The sequence below is a fragment of the Microvirga tunisiensis genome (genome assembly GCF_009296175.1).
Taxonomy (GTDB): Bacteria; Pseudomonadota; Alphaproteobacteria; order Rhizobiales; family Beijerinckiaceae; genus Microvirga; species Microvirga tunisiensis.
Map to the genome: position 1 here is coordinate 1 of NZ_VOSK01000055.1, position 15782 is coordinate 15782.

The 15782-nt window shown below is 62.1% G+C and carries 15 protein-coding genes and 1 pseudogene; 10 read left to right on the forward strand and 6 right to left on the reverse strand.

The features are described 5' to 3' along the window. Positions 1-130: 130 nt before the first annotated feature. Positions 131-421, forward strand: a pseudogene (locus FS320_RS15635) (winged helix-turn-helix transcriptional regulator); the annotation flags it as partial. A gap of 6 nt (positions 422-427) precedes the next feature. Here the strand turns inward: FS320_RS15635 and FS320_RS15640 are convergent. Then, on the reverse strand, positions 428-1087 hold the full coding sequence (locus FS320_RS15640) for an HAD family hydrolase (protein ID WP_152712780.1): 660 nt from the start codon (positions 1085-1087) through the stop codon (positions 428-430). A 179-nt stretch (positions 1088-1266) separates the two neighbouring features. Between FS320_RS15640 and FS320_RS15645 the strand changes: the two genes are divergently transcribed. After that, entirely contained in the window at positions 1267-2034 is a 768-nt protein-coding gene (locus FS320_RS15645) for a potassium channel family protein (protein ID WP_152712781.1), read from the forward strand. A 92-nt stretch (positions 2035-2126) separates the two neighbouring features. Here FS320_RS15645 and FS320_RS15650 read toward each other — a convergent pair whose 3' ends face one another. From FS320_RS15650 to FS320_RS15665, 4 genes are all read right to left on the reverse strand, one after another. After that, positions 2127-3233, reverse strand: a complete 1107-nt coding sequence (locus tag FS320_RS15650; protein WP_152712807.1) for an ABC transporter ATP-binding protein — start codon at positions 3231-3233, stop codon at positions 2127-2129. A gap of 5 nt (positions 3234-3238) precedes the next feature. Next, positions 3239-5428 (reverse strand): ABC transporter permease, encoded by a 2190-nt coding sequence (locus FS320_RS15655; RefSeq protein WP_152712782.1) that lies wholly within the window; start codon positions 5426-5428, stop codon positions 3239-3241. 111 nt (positions 5429-5539) lie between these two features. Next, positions 5540-6586 (reverse strand): ABC transporter substrate-binding protein, encoded by a 1047-nt coding sequence (locus tag FS320_RS15660; RefSeq protein ID WP_152712783.1) that lies wholly within the window; start codon positions 6584-6586, stop codon positions 5540-5542. A gap of 120 nt (positions 6587-6706) precedes the next feature. Then, entirely contained in the window at positions 6707-7501 is a 795-nt protein-coding gene (locus FS320_RS15665; RefSeq protein WP_152712784.1) for an inositol monophosphatase family protein, read from the reverse strand. A gap of 194 nt (positions 7502-7695) precedes the next feature. On the opposite strand from FS320_RS15665, the gene FS320_RS15670 reads away from it, so the two are divergent. The 8 genes from FS320_RS15670 to FS320_RS15705 all read left to right on the forward strand — a co-directional run bounded on the left by FS320_RS15670 (position 7696) and on the right by FS320_RS15705 (position 15210). After that, on the forward strand, positions 7696-8121 hold the full coding sequence (locus FS320_RS15670; RefSeq protein WP_152712785.1) for an NUDIX hydrolase: 426 nt from the start codon (positions 7696-7698) through the stop codon (positions 8119-8121). 136 nt (positions 8122-8257) lie between these two features. After that, positions 8258-9430 carry a zinc-dependent alcohol dehydrogenase gene (locus FS320_RS15675; protein ID WP_152712786.1) on the forward strand — a complete coding sequence of 391 codons (1173 nt, stop codon included), beginning with the start codon at positions 8258-8260 and terminating at the stop codon, positions 9428-9430. Positions 9431-9441: 11 nt separating this feature from the next. Continuing rightward, positions 9442-10017, forward strand: a complete 576-nt coding sequence (locus FS320_RS15680) for a cyclase dehydrase (RefSeq protein ID WP_152712787.1) — start codon at positions 9442-9444, stop codon at positions 10015-10017. A 9-nt stretch (positions 10018-10026) separates the two neighbouring features. Next, a complete protein-coding gene (locus FS320_RS15685) occupies positions 10027-10476 on the forward strand; it encodes a DUF488 domain-containing protein (RefSeq protein ID WP_152712788.1) in 450 nt (149 codons plus the stop codon). Between the two features lie 44 nt (positions 10477-10520). After that, a complete protein-coding gene (locus FS320_RS15690; RefSeq protein WP_152712789.1) occupies positions 10521-11063 on the forward strand; it encodes an MOSC domain-containing protein in 543 nt (180 codons plus the stop codon). A 404-nt stretch (positions 11064-11467) separates the two neighbouring features. After that, a complete protein-coding gene (locus FS320_RS15695) occupies positions 11468-13279 on the forward strand; it encodes an ABC transporter ATP-binding protein (RefSeq protein ID WP_152712790.1) in 1812 nt (603 codons plus the stop codon). 135 nt (positions 13280-13414) lie between these two features. Further along, the gene (locus FS320_RS15700; protein ID WP_152712791.1) at positions 13415-13912 is read left to right on the forward strand and encodes a GAF domain-containing protein; all 498 of its coding nucleotides are present in this window, start codon (positions 13415-13417) and stop codon (positions 13910-13912) included. Between the two features lie 8 nt (positions 13913-13920). After that, the gene (locus FS320_RS15705; RefSeq protein ID WP_152712792.1) at positions 13921-15210 is read left to right on the forward strand and encodes an NAD(P)/FAD-dependent oxidoreductase; all 1290 of its coding nucleotides are present in this window, start codon (positions 13921-13923) and stop codon (positions 15208-15210) included. Positions 15211-15437: 227 nt separating this feature from the next. Here the strand turns inward: FS320_RS15705 and FS320_RS15710 are convergent, their stop codons facing one another. Continuing rightward, on the reverse strand, positions 15438-15749 hold the full coding sequence (locus FS320_RS15710) for a hypothetical protein (RefSeq protein ID WP_152712793.1): 312 nt from the start codon (positions 15747-15749) through the stop codon (positions 15438-15440). Positions 15750-15782: the final 33 nt, after the last annotated feature.

Here is a 15782-nt window from a genome sequence, read left to right on the forward strand (position 1 = left end):
GCAAACGCGCCGCTCTCATCCGCCAAGCAGAACGCCTGGAGGTGGTGAGGACATGCCTGAAATCCGGTCAACTTTGCCAGCAAGGCTCGTACAGCCAATCTCAGATGGGGCGCCGTGAATTAACCGGGCTAAGAGATTCAACGAGTTACACCGTAGCGTGACCGGGATCTCGCAACGCATGCTGACCCTGACGCTGCGCGGATTGGAGCGAGACGGGCTCGTTACGCGCACCGTTTACCCGACCATTCCGCCCCGGGTTGATTACCAGCTCACAGGGCTGGGTTGCTCCCTGCTCAAGACTGTGCGGGGCTTGGGCGAGTGGGCGATCCAGAATCGGGACGAGATTCTGGAAGCACGCCGACGCTTCGATGAGGGCGATACCGGCTCCGGGACCGGCCTTCGGCAGTCCGACGCCGCTTGAGAGATTTCAGGAGGCAGCCCTGTGCTCTAGGATTTCCCAGAGGGCCCGGTCGTGGAAGGTCACGATGGCCCCATCGGCCCCGATCTCCCTCATCTCGTCTCGGGTCAGCCCGGTCAGAACGCCGAAGGAGAACAGGCCGGCGGCCTTGGCGGCCCTCATGCCTGACGGCGAATCCTCGAAGGCGACGGCCTCTTCGGCCTTGATGCCGAGCCGCTCCAGCGCCGTCAGATAGGGCAGGGGATCGGGCTTGCCGGGCTCGACCTCTTCGATGGTGACCTGGACGGGAAAGCGCTCGGCCAGCCCCAGCACGTCCAGCATGTGATCCGCGTTGAGGCGCGGCGCATTGGTGACGAGGGCGACCTTGATGCCGTGCGCTTCGGCCCAGTCGAGCAGCTCGAGCAGGCCCTCCAACGGTTTCAGCTCCATAGCCATGCGCCGGAAGGTGGCTTCCTTCTCATCGGCATAGGCCTCGTGCTCCTCGACCGGCAGATGGGGCAGGAGAGAAGCAAAGATCGCCTCGTTGGTGCGCCCGATGATCTTGGAGCGGTAGATCTCCTCGTTGATGTCGACGCCCTCGGCTTTCAGAACCTCGGCAAAGGCCTCCAGGTGGACAGGGTCGCTGTGCACCAATGTTCCATCCATATCGAAGATCAGAGCTTTGAGCATCGGGCCGTCTCTCAACAATGTCGGGTCTCAGGGCGAGGGAATAGACCGCTTCGCCCCGGAAGGCACCCCGTTGGAATTGCAACCCTGCTCTATAGATAATCGGGGACCTGATAAACCGTATAAAGCGTGATCCCCCTGATGGTTCGCATTCATTCCCGCCTATCCGACGAGATATCCCGATGCGGGTGATCGACAGGCTCAGGCTTCTTTACGAGGGCGATACGCCGGAAGCGCATCAGTTTCGCTACGCACTTCTGGTCTTCGACGTGACGACGATCCTTTTCATCGTCGTCACGTCCTTCCTGCCGCGCTCACCGGCTTTCGAGTGGATGGACGTGATCATCGGCTTGATCGTTCTGGCGGATTTCTCGGTCCGCCTTGCGATCAGCCGAACGCCATGGCGGGATCTGGCCTATCCAACGACTCTGGCGGATATTGCGGCCATCGTGTCCTTTCTCGCCCCGGTCGTCGGAGAGGGCATTGGTTTCCTGAGGTTTCTGCGCACACTTCGCCTGCTGCGCACTTATCAGCTGCTCGCCCGCCTGCGGGCCGACAGCGTGTTCTTCCGGCGCAACGAAGACCTGATCATCGCTGCGGTCAACCTCGGCGTCTTCATCTTCATCATGACCGGCTTCGTCTACGAGACGCAGCGCTGGACGAACACGAAGATCGGCAATTACATCGATGCGTTGTATTTCACGATTGCAGCGCTCACCACCACCGGTTTCGGTGATATCACGCTGACAGGGACGCTGGGGCATCTGATATCGGTCATGATCATGATCTTCGGCGTCACGCTCTTCCTGCGTCTCGTGCAGGTGTTGCTGAGGCCCGACAAGGTGCGCTTTCCCTGCCCCGTCTGCGCTCTGCAACGCCATGACCGCGATGCGGTTCACTGTAAGGCTTGCGGCACGGTCCTCAACATTCCGGACGAAGGGGCGATCTGAAGGCACTGGAGCTGCTTCCATCTGCGTGGAAACACCTGGCTTCCCGGTTGTCCCGATTTTGGCCAATCGGATCCATTTCTGAGTCCGGTGATCTAGGCGTCCGGTATGATGGCAACGCCGCGCTGGGTCGTGAACGAGATCGACACGGGTGTTCCTGGAGCAACCGGCTCCTTGCGTCCGTATTGGACGACGAACAGATTCCCGATGGCGCTTTCCACCTCGTACTCCACCTGCGTGCCGAGATAAGAGGCCTTTCGCACCGTCCCGGTCAGCGCGCCGATGACGGAGGCTGACTCGTCGAGAAGGATTGCGTCGGGCCGGACGGCGAGTTTGACAGGTCCTTGGCTCGCGTTTCTGTGAGGAAGTTGGAGGCTTAAACTGCCGACGTTCACCTGTGCCGTCGGTCCCGCAATGCTCACCAGATCGCCGTTGATGATGTTGGCGTCACCGATGAAGTCGGCGACGAACAGGTTGGCCGGCTCCTCATAAAGCTCACGCGGCGCGCCGGTCTGGGCGATGCGGGCATTCGACATGACGATGATGTGATCGGAGACGGCGAGCGCCTCCTCCTGATCGTGGGTCACGTAGGCCACGGTGAGATTCAGGCTCTGCTGCAATTCGCGGATATCCTCGCGCACACGTCGGCGGAGTTTCGCGTCGAGATTCGACAAAGGCTCGTCGAAAAGCAGAACCTGCGGTTCCAGCACGAGCGCGCGGGCCACCGCCACGCGCTGCTGCTGTCCCCCGGAAAGCTCGGAGGGTGCGCGCTTCTCCAGGCCCTTAAGGCCGATCAGCGATAGCTTTTCCATGGCCATATCGTGGGCGTCCTTCTTCGAGGCGCCCTGCACTGAAGGTCCATAGGCCACGTTCTCCAGCACCGACATGTGCGGAAAGAGTGCGTAGGACTGGAACACCATGCTCACGTCCCGGTCGGCGGCGGAGAGGTTCGTCACGTCACGCCCACCGATCAGGATTTGGCCTTCGCTCGCCATCTCGAGGCCGGCGATCATGCGCAAAGTCGTGGTCTTGCCGCAGCCGGAAGGACCGAGCAGGGTCACGAGCTGGCCGGGCTCGATGGTGAAGGAAATATCGTCCACGGCGGTGACGCTGCCATAGCGCTTCGTCACATTGCGGAACTGCACCGAGGCCGCCTGCTTCTTGGAAGCCGCAGGGCGGGAGAGGGAATGAATGGACGACATCTTGTTCATGGGACCGCCTGCACGGCAACGGGGGAAGGAGCGGCGCTCGCGCTGCGACGCCCGAGGCGCCGCTCGCCGACGGCCAGCTGGATCGCCACAATGGCGAGCAGCATGACGAGGATGAGCACGGTGGAATAGGCAATTGCAAGCCCGAACTCGCCTGCTTCGACACGGCCGACGATGTAGGTCGTCGCCATGTTGTACTCGGCGGTGACGAGGAAAATCACGGCGCTCACGGCGGTCATGGCACGCACGAAGGAATACACCAGGGAGGCGACGATGGCTGGCCGCAGCAACGGCAGTACGATGCGGCGCATGGTGGTCGACGAACCTGCTCCCAGTGTCAACGAGGCTTCATCGAGGCTCTTGTCGATTTGGCTCAAGGTGGCGATGCCGGAGCGCACGCCCACCGGCATGTTGCGGAACACGAAGCACATCACGAGAATGAAGCCCGTTCCGGTGATTTCGATCGGCGGCACGTTGAAGGCGAGGATGTAGGATACGCCGACGACCGTGCCGGGAATGGCGAAGCTCAGGAGCGTGCCGAACTCGAAGGCGCGCTGGCCGGAGAAGCGCTGACGGGTGAGGAGGTAGGCGGTGAGCAGGCCAATGGCAGCCGTGAGCGGGGCGGAGAGGGCGGCCACTTTCACGGTGGCGAAGAAGGAATCCCAGGCCGAGCCCGAGAAGTAGAGACCCGAACTGGAGCGCTCCACCCGGAAGGCCGTCAGGAAATGCTCGAAGGTTGGCGTATAGTCGCGGCCCATGGAGCGCACGAAGGCGCCGACCACGATGATCGCATAAATGGCGACGGTGAAGATCGCCCAGGGCAATGCCGTGAGATAGGAGGCCAGCGCCACCCGCCGCGGCAGCGGCAGCGGAATGCCGGCGTCGCCCTTACCGGTGACCGTTGTGTAGACCTTCTTGCCGAGCCAGGCGTGCTGGAGCCAGAAGGCCCCGAGCGTGAACGCCAGCAGGATGATGGACAGCACGGCCGCGCGGCCCTGATCCTGCTGCGCGCCGACGACCGCGAAGAAGATCTTGGTGGAGAGCACCTCGTAGTTTCCGCCGAGCACCAGCGGATTGCCGAAATCGGCCAGGCTTTCCACGAAGCCGAGGAGGAAGGCGTTGGCGAGACCCGGTCGCATGAGCGGCAGGGTCACGGTCCAGAAGGTCGTCCAGCTCTTCGCACGCAGGGTCTGCGAGGCTTCTTCGAGCGTTGGGCTGATGCCCTGCACCACGCCGATGAGGACGAGGAACGCAATCGGCGTGAAGGCGAGAAGCTGTGCGATGAGAACGCCGGGAAGTCCGTAGATCCAGCGCGAGCGCGGCACGCCGAACCACTCCCACAGCACCGCGGAGAGAGCCCCTGAGCGACCGAAGAGTAGGATCAGGGCCAGGCCGATCACGAAAGGCGGCGTGATGATGGGCAGAACGCTCATGACGCGCAGGAGCTTCTTGAACCGGAACTCCGTCCGGGTCGCGATGAGAGCGAAGGCGAGGCCGAGAGCCGTCGTACCGACGCCCACGAGCAGCCCGAGAAAGAGCGTGTTCCACGCCACGCCGCAGCGCAGACCGCTCGACAGGCAATCCACGCCCCAGATCGACCGGTCCAGGAACTTCACGAAGAATTCGTAAGGGGCGAAGTTGCCGTTGTTGTCGGCGAAGGCGCTCGCGAGAATGGTCGAGACCGGGAAGAACACGAAGACGAAGATCAGGGCGATGACGACGCCGATCGAGGAAGTGACGAAGGCATCGCCCCGGCACCAGCCGCGCGCCGCAAGGCCGTGGCACAGGATGATGAGGAAAGCGGCTGCCGTCAGAGCAGCGCCATAGCCCATTCCGGCCTGACTTGGACCCGGCTCACCGAAGAGGCCCTTTAGAGCATCCATGGTCCAGCCATTGAGGCCGATGGAAAACCCTTGCAGAACGATGAGGGCGAGACCGAGAAGTCCCGATGCGATGAGCCAGCTGCCGTTGGGCTGAGCCGAGGGACGGATCACAGGGACCAGGGACAAGCACAAGGGCGCCAGGATCGGCAGGAGCCACCACGTGCCCTTGAGGCCATGAATCAGGGCCGATCCGCTGACGAAATAATCGGCGAGGGTCGGGATGGCAGTGCGGTCGAAGCCGTACCAAGGCAGGAGGGCAAAGCCGACCCAGCCCAGAACGATCCAGCCAAGGGTTGCCCGTGACATCTTCTGTCCTCGCCTCAAGACCGATGCGGGCTCGGTCCTTATTATGATCATAGTATCGATGTGCTTCGGCGCAGCGGACGACCGCTGCGCCGAAGCATATTTTAAGTCCGCCTATTTCGGCAGGTTCTTCACCTCGTTGTCCCACTTGGACAGGAGGCGCTTGCGCTCGGCCGAGGAGCCGTATTTCGCAAAATCGAAATTGATCAGCTTGATGTCGCTGAGCTTCGGAGCCTGCGGCGGAATCGGTGTGCTCTTGTTCGAGGGCACTTGGTACGACTTGGCTTCTGCGCCGAGCTTCTGCGCGTCGGCGGTGAGCGCCCAGTCGTAGAACTTCTTGGCGTTGTCCAGGTTCTTGGCACCCTTGATGACCGACATGGAGCCGATTTCGTAGCCCGTTCCCTCGCAAGGGGCGACGACCTTCACGGGCGCCTTGTCGACGACCATCGTCACGATGTCGTGCATGAAGGCGATGCCGGCGGTCGTCTCTCCGAGCGCCATGGCCTTGGCCGGGGCAGCGCCCGACTTGGTGTATTGATTGACGTTCTTGTGCAGGGCCTTGAGATATTCGAAGCCTTTGTCCTCGCCCATGATCTGCACGATGGTGGCGAGAAGCGTGTAGGCAGTGCCGGAGGAGTTCGGATCCGCGACCTGGACCTCGTCCTTCAGTTCGGGCTTCAGCAGATCCGCCCAGCATTTCGGCTCGCCGATCTTGTTCGATTGCGCGAGCTCCGTGTTGTAGCCGAAGCCGAGCGCCCCGGAATAGATGCCGACGGTGCGGCTCTTGGATTGCTCCCACTGGCGCACGGCCCAGTCCTGCAATTCGCCCATTTTCGGCGACTTGTACTCTTCGGTGATGCCCTCTTCTGCCGCCTGCATGTGCGGGTCGCCCGTGCCACCCCACCAGATGTCGGCACGAGGATTGGCAGCCTCCGCCTTGACCTGGGCGTAGACCTCGCCTGCGCTCTTGCGGGTCATGGAGACCTTGATGCCCGTCTCACGCTCAAAGGCAGTCGTCATGGCGCGGCACCATTCCTCCTGCACGCCGCAATACATCACCAGCGCGCCTTGCGCCTGGGCCGCTCCTGCGGACATGAAGGATAGGGCCGTCATGGTGCCTGCCAGCATGGTTGCCGCAGCGAGATTCTTCTTCACGTTCATTCGATCCTCCCAAAGAGCCGTTTCTATTATTGGTTGGTCGGCTAAGCTCCCCCCATTGCGATGGCGGGTCAAGAGCCCAGCCGGTGCTTCAAATCTGAATCTTTAGAATAAGATGCCGTCTCATGGCGCCTTCGCGATCCCGGTCGCTTGGGTGAGCGCATCGGCCAGTTCCGGCGTGCAGGCCAGAACGGGATTGCCATTCCTGAGGCCGTCCTTGGCCAGGAAGTCGTTGGTCCAGCCGCCAGCCTCTTCGATGATCAGAAGGCCGGCCAGGGCATCCCAGGAATTGATGTGGAGCTCGCAATAGGCGTCGATGCGACCATCCGCAACGTAAGCCAGACCCAGCGTGCCCGATCCCGCCCGGCGCACGTTGGCGCCTGCCGTCTTCAGCTTGTCGACGACGGCGACATAGGGCTCGGGCGGCAGGCGCGAGGACCAGCCTGCTTCTACGGTGGCCTGATTCATGTTGGCGAGGCCGCTCACACGGATGGTCTCGCCATTGAGGATGGCGCCCCGGCCGCGTTGAGCCGTGTAGAGCTCGGCATGCATCACATCATAGATCACCCCGATCTCGACCCGTCCCTCGCGTACGAAGGCGATAGAGATGGCAAAGTGCGGGATGCCGCGGGCGAAATTCGCCGTGCCGTCGATAGGATCCACCACCCAGACGTCGCGCTCGAAGGAGCCGCCACCTTCCTCGCCGAAGAAGGAATCGCCGGGAAACAGCTCGCTCAGACGGCTGCGGATCAGCTCTTCTACCTCCGCATCGGTGGCTGTCAGGAAATCCTGCGGGCCCTTGAAATCCGGCCGCTGCGATCGCGGCCGTTCCAGAAAGCGCTTGCGCGCCAGCACGCCCGCCTCCCTGGCGATGGCGCAGGCGGCTGCAAATCTCATGTCCAGGCTGTCTGTCGTCATCGGGTTGGAACATCCTTCTGGATCAAATGCGGGGTTTCCACTGTTATGAGGCGGTCATGGATCTTTGAGAGGATGGAGAATCGTATGAGGCTGAGGCCGACGGTGTTCCCAATTCCTCTCAAATTGACCCTTTCTTAGCCGGCTCAAATCACTTACGTTACAAACTATCTCGTTAGGAGTCCTACTCTCGTCGAATGCCCCAGACAGCAAAAGAAGAACTCAGCCAGGTTGCGGCACTCCCCTTCCGGATCAAGGACGGCAAGATCGAGGTGCTCCTCGTCACGTCGCGCGAGACCAAGCGCTGGCTGATTCCCAAGGGCTGGCCCATGAAAGGCAAGAAGCCTCACAAGGCGGCCGCGCAGGAGGCCGAGGAGGAGGCTGGCGTCAAGGGCGAGATCAAGAACAAGCCACTCGGCTCTTACGATTACTGGAAGCGTCGGGCCGCGCATTTCGATCTGTGCCGCGTCAATGTCTACCCGCTCGAGGTCTCCAAGCAACTCAAGTCCTGGCGCGAGAAAGGGCAGCGTCAGGCCCAGTGGTTTGAGGTTGAAGAGGCAGCTCATCAGGTCCTGGAGCCCGCTTTGGCCGAACTCATCCGCAGCCTTCCCGAACACGTCTGACGGCCTCGTCCCAACGAGGTAGGACGTAGATTTTAGGGCGATTCAGGGAACGCAAAGCGCCTCAAGAAGTCTTTCCTGTGACAAAAGCGGTCAAGCGGCGGAGCTTGACCATTTCCTGGCATGTGAGGAGATTTCGATGAAGGCGCTTGTTTGGCATGGCACCACCGATATTCGTTGCGATTCGGTTCCCGATCCACAGATCGAGCATCCACGCGACGCGATCATCAAGGTGACGAGCTGCGCCATCTGCGGCTCCGATCTTCACCTCTACGACCATTTCATGCCGGGGATGAAATCCGGTGACATCATGGGCCATGAGACCATGGGCGAGGTCGTCGAGGTCGGTGCCGAGTCCAGAGGCAAGCTCAAGGTCGGCGACCGGGTGGTGATCCCCTTCACCATCATCTGCGGCGAGTGCGATCAGTGCAAGCGCGGCAATTTCTCGGTGTGCGAGCGGACGAACCGCAACGGCCATATAGCCGCCAAGGCCTTTGGGCACACGACGGCGGGTCTGTTCGGCTACACGCATCTGACCGGCGGCTATCCGGGCGGGCAGGCCGAGTATCTGCGCGTGCCCTTCGCCGACGCCACCCACATCAAGGTGCCGGACGGCGTTCCGGACGAGAAACTTCTCTTCCTCAGCGACATTTTTCCGACAGGATGGCAAGCGGCCGTCCAGTGCGACATCCAGCCCACGGACACGGTTGCGATCTGGGGTGCAGGTCCCGTGGGCCAGATGGCGATCCGCAGCGCCATACTCCTTGGCGCCAAGCAGGTCGTGGTGATCGACCGGGTTCCCGAGCGCCTCGCCATGGCAGAGGCGGGCGGGGCCATCGCGATCAATTTTGACGAGGAGAGCGTGATCGAGCGGCTCAACGAGCTCACAAAAGGCAAGGGTCCCGAGAAGTGCATCGACGCTGTCGGCATGGAGGCACATGCGACCGCGACGATCGATTCCATGTACGACCGGGTGAAGCAGGCCACCATGATGGAGACGGATCGTCCGCATGTGCTGCGTGAGATGGCCTATGTCTGCCGTCCGGCCGGGACGCTCTCGGTCCCCGGCGTTTATGGCGGCTTGCTCGACAAGATCCCGTTCGGGGCGATCATGAACAAGGGGCTCACCATCCGCACGGGCCAGACGCACGTGAACCGCTGGACCGACGATCTCCTGCGCCGCATCGAAGAAGGTCAGATCGATCCGTCCTTCGTCATCACACATACGGTTTCCCTCGATGAGGGACCGGACATGTACAAGGTCTTCCGTGACAAGCAGGACGGCTGCATCAAGGTCGTACTCAAACCCTGATAGGTGAGATCATGCGCTACGAAACTGAAAGAACGCGCCGCCGTGGTCACGCCGACACGGCGACCGACACCCTGGCCCGCGGGCTCGGCCTGTTTTCCATCGCACTAGGCATCGCCGAAGTCGCAGCGCCTCGCGCACTGGCACGAGCGCTCGGCATGAAAGGGCAGGAAGGGCTGATCGCTGGCTATGGTGTTCGCGAAATCGCAACCGGCATTGGCATTCTGGCGTCGAAAGATCCGACACCTTGGATCTGGGGGCGCGTCGCCGGCGATGGGCTCGACCTTGCAACGCTGGCAACGGCTCTTGAGGGCAACAACCCGAAGAAGGGCAACGTCGGCATCGCGATGGCGGCTGTGGCCGGCGTGACGGCGCTGGACGTCTATTGCGCCCAAACCCTGAGCCGCGAAAGCCCGCATCCGTTGCCGCCGATGCAGGATTATTCCGATCGCACCGGCTATCCCCGTGGGATCGAGCAGAGTCATGGTGCGGCCCGGGATTTCGAGGTGCCGAGCGATTTCCGCACGCCGGAGGCGCTGCGGCCCTATACGCAGCCGGAGCCATCTCGACATCCTCAGCCGTCCATGTAACTTCGCGGCATGACAAAGCCGCAGGTTTTTACCATTGGATACGAGGGAGCGGATGTGGACCGCTTCCTCACCACCTTGAAGGATGCGGGAGTCGGCGCCCTCGCGGATGTGCGTGCCGTCGCGCTCTCACGCAAGCGCGGTTTCTCCAAATCGGCCCTGCGGGATGCCCTGACGAATCAGGGCATCGGCTACCAGCATTTCATCAAACTCGGAACACCGAAGGAGGGGCGTCAGGCGGCTCGTGCTGGTGACGGCGAGTTGATGCGCCGGATCTATTGCAACGAGGTTCTGGCGACCGAACCGGCTCAGGAGGCTTTTCGCGAGCTGGAGGCACTGGCGCAGGCCCAACCGATCTGCCTTCTCTGCTTCGAGCGTGATCCCGCCGATTGCCACCGCCGCGTGCTGGCGCAGCGCCTCTCCGAAAGAGGCTTCGAGACGGTGGATCTGACGGTTCTCTGACGCTACAAGATGAATCCTGCGCAGGGAGGCAAGGGGGGGCGGTCATGCAGGCAATCGTTACGGCGGTGAGCAGTAGCCCCGGCCACAGCTTCAGCAAATCCAATCGGGGCGTTATCCGCCTCCTGGCCGGTCTTGGCGTCGAGGGCGATGCTCACCTTGGCACGACCGTCAAGCACCGCTCGCGGGTGGCCAAGGATCCGAGCCAGCCGAATTTGCGTCAGGTTCACCTGATCCATGCCGAACTGCACGACGAACTTCGTGAAGTGGGCTTCAACGTTTCCGCCGGCGCCATGGGCGAAAATGTCACGACGCGCGGCATCGATCTGCTCGGCCTGCCGGCGGGCGCGCGCCTGCTCATCGGCGCGAGCGCTGTGATCGAGGTGACGGGACTGCGCAACCCTTGTGTCCAGATCGATCGTTTTCAGAAAGGTCTCATGAAGGCCGTTCTCGGCAAGGATGAGCAAGGAAACCTCGTCCGCAAATCCGGAATCATGGCGATCGTCCTCCAAGGCGGCGAGGTGAGATCGGGTGACGTTATTCGGGTGGAGTTGCCGCCCGGACCGCCCCGACCGCTTGCGGTCGTCTAGAGCCTCGGACCCAAAGTGGAGGGCACTTTTGGGCCCAGCCGATGCTCACTTTCCTAACTGTCGCATCGTCGAGCGCGGACTTCCGGTTCCGCACGATGCGTTAAAGCCTCAGGTCGGGGTGAAACAAAAGTGCGGTTGCCAAGTTGAACGAACTGCACTACCTTGGGCCTAGGTTTAATTTCTAGAGAGGGAGGACTGCATGGCTTCTATCCGCTTGCTGAACGTTCCTCCCGCGTCCGAACTTTAGGTCGGACCAGGCGGGGCTCCAAGGCCCGGCAAACCTTATCAAGCTTTCACAATCTATGATCTTCGAGTGACATCGGACGCTGTAAGCCGGCGATTCCCCTGTCGCTCCTCAAATTCCGGGGAGAGGTGTGCGCTCCGAGCGCCACCTGTTCGTTTCCATGAGCCAGAAAACGAAGAGCGGGGACGCCACCCGCGATGTCTTGAAATTCACGTTTCGGCACTGGCGCGAAGAACCGCGTTACGTGGTGCTGATCGTCCTTACCATGATGGTCTCGACGCTGGCCGATGTCTTCATGCCCGTCTTCGCGGGACGCCTCGTCGATGCCATCGGCATGGGCGCCAACGACCGTGAGGCCGCCCTTCACGCAGCGCTCGTTGCCTTCGCCTTCATGACAGGCCTCGGCCTGCTCACAATCGTCATGCGCCATCTGGCCTTTTATGGCATCGTGGAGCTGACGCTGCGGGTGATGGGGCGCGTGGCGCAGGATGCGTTTGCCCGTGTCCAGCGCTTTTCGACCGACTGGCATGCGAACTCCTTTGCCGGCTCTACCGTGCGCAAGATCACCCGGGGCATGTGGGCGCTGGACCTGATGCACGACACGCTCCTGCTCGCGTTGCTGCCTTCGCTCACAGTGCTCGCCGGCTCGATGATCGTGCTGGGTCTGCGCTGGCCGGTGATGGGCTTCGTCATCGGAGCGAGCGCGCTCGCCTACATCGTCATGACGGGCTTCCTGGCGACCCGCTATGTCGCGCCCGCGGCGCGGTTGGCCAATGCTTGGGATACGCGCGTCGGCGGCACCCTGGCCGATGCTTTGAGCTGCAATCCCGTCGTAAAGGCTTTCGGAGCCGAGGTACGTGAGGACCAGCGCCTCACCTGGGTGCTGCGTAAGTGGCAGAACCGCACCCGCCGCCTCTGGCAGCGCGGCACCAACAGCGGAACGGTGCAGTTCATCGCACTGCTCGGCATCCGTGCCGCCATCATCGGCACGGCCATCTGGCTGTGGTGGCAGAACCGCGCGACGCCAGGCGATCTTGCCTATGTGCTCACGACGTACTTCGTAATCCACGGCTACCTGCGCGACGTCGGCATGCACATCAACAACCTGCGCCGTTCGGTGAACGACATGGAGGAACTCGTCGAGATCCACCGGGAGCGCATCGGCGTGCCGGATCGTCCCGGCGCGAAGCCGATCCGCATTTCGCGCGGCGAGGTCTCGTTCGACCGTGTCACGTTCCACTATGACGGACATGACACGCCGCTCTACCGGGATCTGTCCCTGACGGTCCGGGCAGGCGAGCGCGTCGGCCTCGTGGGCCCCTCGGGATCAGGCAAGACGACCCTCGTCAAGCTGATCCAGCGTCTCTACGACGTGACGGGTGGGCAGATCCTGATCGACGGGCAGAACATCGCTCAAGCCGAGCAGGCGTCCTTGCGTTCGCAGATCGCCATCGTGCAGCAGGAGCCCATTCTGTTCCACCGTACGCTGGCCGAGAACATCGCCTATGCCCGTCCGACTGCGTCTGTGGCGGAGATCGAGCGTGCGGCGCGGCTCGCCAATGCGCACGACTTCATCATGAGCCTGCCCAAGGGCTATTCGACTCTTGTGGGTGAGCGTGGCGTGAAGCTCTCGGGTGGCGAGCGCCAGAGGGTCGCAATCGCGCGCGCCTTCCTGGCCGATGCGCCCATCCTGATCCTGGACGAGGCGACCTCCGCGCTCGATTCGGAATCGGAGGCGCTGATCCAGCAGGCGATGGAGCGGCTCATGGTAGGGCGCACCTCCGTCGTGATCGCGCACCGCCTTTCCACGGTGCGCGCCCTCGACCGCATCCTTGTGTTCGACAGAGGGCGGATGTTGGAGGAAGGTGATCACCTGACGCTCTATCGCAAGGGAGGTCTTTACCGCCGCCTCTGCGATCACCAGGGGCTGGATCTCACCAAGGGACCGCGGTCCGACATGGCTGCAGAATAGGGCGTCTGGACAAGCTATTTTGAAATTTCTGGCGCATCGCGCGGACTTCCTGTCCGCGCGATGCGCCAGCCAAGAAGATGAGCATCGGGCCAAAGTGGGTTCCACTTTTGGGTCCGATGCTTTAAGGAAAATCCCATGTTTGAAGTCAAAGACATCCTGAGTTCCGACAATAAGCGGGACTTCTATGGCTCTCTCGCCCAGCAGCTCTCCGGACTTCTGGAGGGCGAGCCGGATGCGATCGCGAATGCGGCCAACATGTCGGCCCTGATCTACCAGTTCCTGCCGGATCTGAACTGGGCCGGGTTCTACTTCATGCGCGGGCCGGAGCTCGTTCTCGGTCCCTTCCAGGGCAAGACGGCCTGCGTGCGCATCGCGGTCGGTCGCGGCGTGTGCGGCACAGCGGTAGAGCGCAAGGAATCCATCGTGGTGCCGGACGTCAACGCCTTTCCAGGTCACATCGCCTGCGACAGCGCCTCCCGGTCCGAACTCGTCGTGCCGCTCCTCAAGGGCGGCAAGGTGCTGGGCGTGCTCGATCTTGACAGCCCTAGCACGAACCGGTTCGACGAGGAGGACCGCGAGGGCTGCGAGAAGCTGGTGCAGATCTATCTCAAGGCTTCCGAGCTCTCGCTTTAACCCTCAAAATGCAGCCCACCTATATCGACACCTATTACAGCCGCACCGCCGCCACGTCGGAAACGTATCCGCGGGCGGCCGGGCGCATCCAGGCGGATGTCTGCATCGTCGGTGGTGGATTGGCCGGTCTGACAGCGGCTTTGAAGCTTGCACGCAGCGGACGTAAGGTCGTACTGCTCGAAGCCCAGCGGGTGGCCTGGGGCGCCTCCGGCCGCAACGGCGGCTTTGTTTCCGCAGGTTATGCCACGGGGCTTGCCGCCATCGAACGCCGCGCGGGACCTGATCAGGCACGGGAGCTGTTCCGCCTCTCCATGGAGGGCGTGGAGATCGTCCGCAGTAATATCGACGAACTCGGAATTCAGAATGCCCATCGGGTACCCGGCATTGCGAAGGTACTGCGTTACAACTCGCGCGGAGCCCTGCAGGCTGCAAGCGAACGCCAGCGGAGCGAGTTCGGATTGCAGCTCCGTTATCTGCCCCGTGATGAGGTGAGAGAGCTCTTCATTTCTCCCAAATATCACGAGGCGGTTCTGGACGAAGGCGCCTTCCACTTCCATCCGCTGAATTACGGACGTGCGCTGGCTCGCGAGGCGGCGCGACTGGGCGCTTCGATTCATGAGCATTCGTCGGTGACGGCTGCAGATCTCGACAGCGCACGCAAGGTCCTTCGAGCGGGGAATGCCGAAATTTCGGCCGAGCATGTGGTGTTCGCAACGGGCGGCTATACCGGCGGTGTCTTGCCTGCGCTCAAGCGCGCGTTCCTGCCCATTGCCACATACGTTCTGTTGAGCGAGCAGGCGCCGGAACTGGTGCAAGGCGCCATTCGCACGCAGGCGGCCATTCTCGATGATCGCAGGGCAGGGGATTATTACCGACTGGTCGACGGTGGAAATAGGATCCTATGGGGTGGACGCATCACCACGCGCACGACCGATCCGCACGACATCGCAGCCCGTCTCCGGCGCGAGATGGTGTCGACCTATCCGCAGCTGTCCGGCTTGAAGGTTGAGGTCGCCTGGTCGGGCCTCATGTCTTATGCCCGGCACCTGATGCCGCAGATCGGTCAATGGAAACAGGGTGTCTGGTACTGCACGGCCTTCGGCGGCCATGGCATGAATACGACGGCGGTTGGCGGGACGGTAGTTGCGGAAGGAATAATGGCAGAAAGCGACCGCTATCGCCTGTTTGCGCCGTTCGATCTGGCATGGAATGGCGGCATCTTCGGCCGTGCCGCAGTTCAGCTCACCTATTGGAGCTATCAGGCCGCCGACGCGGCCAGGGAATTGCGCTCCCGCTGAGCGGCGGGAGCGATACTCAATTACATCTTGGCGGCAGATGCCACGACCCAGAGGCAACTGAAGCTGAACGCGAGAGCGATCAGATTCATGAGATAGGCCAGCGCATCGTTGGCAGGGTGGCGTTTTTCCGTTTGTTCCATCGCGCTTCCTTTAAAGCCGGAAGGTCTTGCGACGTGGATTATGCCTAAGCTTGCTGTCTGTCCAGATGGTTAACCCATTATTCTTAGTCAGCCGCCAATCGTGCCGTGGATTGTGCCGAGGCGCCGGCTTTCGCAGGAGCAGCCGTTTCCGCTGGAGAGAGGTTCTGCAATCCAGCACACGCCTTTCGGTGTCACGCAGGTGGCACCATGACGGGTTCCTGCCCGTGTCCGCTCATAGGCACGCAGCCGATGCTCACGGAAATAAGTGCGCTCGTTCGAATGGAAGGGGGCAACGAGGTCTGTGTCGGGCAGCGACTTTTCGCTATCGGCCGCGAGAGCAAAGGTCGGAAGTACCAATCCGGCGAACACGGCAAGACAGGCGGCGACGGATGTTCTCATTCACGGCTCCCGGGGGCGAATCTGTTCAGCGGA

Coding starts and splice junctions, on each gene's coding strand:
- FS320_RS15640 (WP_152712780.1), bottom strand. CDS start 1,087: ATGCTCAAAGCTCTGATCTTCGATATGGATGGAACATTGGTGCACAGC.
- FS320_RS15645 (WP_152712781.1), top strand. CDS start 1,267: ATGCGGGTGATCGACAGGCTCAGGCTTCTTTACGAGGGCGATACGCCG.
- FS320_RS15650 (WP_152712807.1), bottom strand. CDS start 3,233: ATGTCGTCCATTCATTCCCTCTCCCGCCCTGCGGCTTCCAAGAAGCAG.
- FS320_RS15655 (WP_152712782.1), bottom strand. CDS start 5,428: ATGTCACGGGCAACCCTTGGCTGGATCGTTCTGGGCTGGGTCGGCTTT.
- FS320_RS15660 (WP_152712783.1), bottom strand. CDS start 6,586: ATGAACGTGAAGAAGAATCTCGCTGCGGCAACCATGCTGGCAGGCACC.
- FS320_RS15665 (WP_152712784.1), bottom strand. CDS start 7,501: ATGACGACAGACAGCCTGGACATGAGATTTGCAGCCGCCTGCGCCATC.
- FS320_RS15670 (WP_152712785.1), top strand. CDS start 7,696: ATGCCCCAGACAGCAAAAGAAGAACTCAGCCAGGTTGCGGCACTCCCC.
- FS320_RS15675 (WP_152712786.1), top strand. CDS start 8,258: ATGAAGGCGCTTGTTTGGCATGGCACCACCGATATTCGTTGCGATTCG.
- FS320_RS15680 (WP_152712787.1), top strand. CDS start 9,442: ATGCGCTACGAAACTGAAAGAACGCGCCGCCGTGGTCACGCCGACACG.
- FS320_RS15685 (WP_152712788.1), top strand. CDS start 10,027: ATGACAAAGCCGCAGGTTTTTACCATTGGATACGAGGGAGCGGATGTG.
- FS320_RS15690 (WP_152712789.1), top strand. CDS start 10,521: ATGCAGGCAATCGTTACGGCGGTGAGCAGTAGCCCCGGCCACAGCTTC.
- FS320_RS15695 (WP_152712790.1), top strand. CDS start 11,468: ATGAGCCAGAAAACGAAGAGCGGGGACGCCACCCGCGATGTCTTGAAA.
- FS320_RS15700 (WP_152712791.1), top strand. CDS start 13,415: ATGTTTGAAGTCAAAGACATCCTGAGTTCCGACAATAAGCGGGACTTC.
- FS320_RS15705 (WP_152712792.1), top strand. CDS start 13,921: ATGCAGCCCACCTATATCGACACCTATTACAGCCGCACCGCCGCCACG.
- FS320_RS15710 (WP_152712793.1), bottom strand. CDS start 15,749: ATGAGAACATCCGTCGCCGCCTGTCTTGCCGTGTTCGCCGGATTGGTA.